1 pseudogene is annotated in these 445 nt (G+C 58.4%); it reads left to right on the plus strand.

Going from position 1 to position 445, the window contains the following annotated elements:
• Positions 1 to 445: pseudogene (locus P0D96_RS48425) on the plus strand (hypothetical protein); the annotation flags it as partial.

A 445-nucleotide genomic window follows, 5' to 3' on the forward strand; every position in this document is an offset into this window, starting at 1 on the left:
TGATCCGAATGGTTCGGTCAACACGACGGATAACGGCACGACCAACATCTCCGGTGATTCGACGAACGGTTCGGGTGTGGTGGACAACGGCTCGATCAACACGAGCGGTAATGGTTCGACCAACATCGACGGCAACTCGACCAACGGCACGGGCGTGATCGTCGATCCGAATGGTTCGATCAACACGACGGACAATGGCACGACGAACATCTCGGGTGGGTCGACCAACGGTAACGGCACGGACATCAACGGCTCGATCAACACGAGCGGGAACGGTTCGACCGATATCAGCGGCAACTCGACCAATGGCTCGGGTGTGATCGTCGATCCGAACGGTTCGATCAACACGACCGACAACGGCACGACGAACATCTCGGGTGAGTCGACCAATGGCAGTGGTGTGATCGACGACGGCTCGATCAACACGAGCGGCAACGGCACGACC

It is taken from the genome of Paraburkholderia sp. RL17-347-BIC-D, assembly GCF_046027915.1.
Classification (GTDB): domain Bacteria; phylum Pseudomonadota; class Gammaproteobacteria; order Burkholderiales; family Burkholderiaceae; genus Paraburkholderia.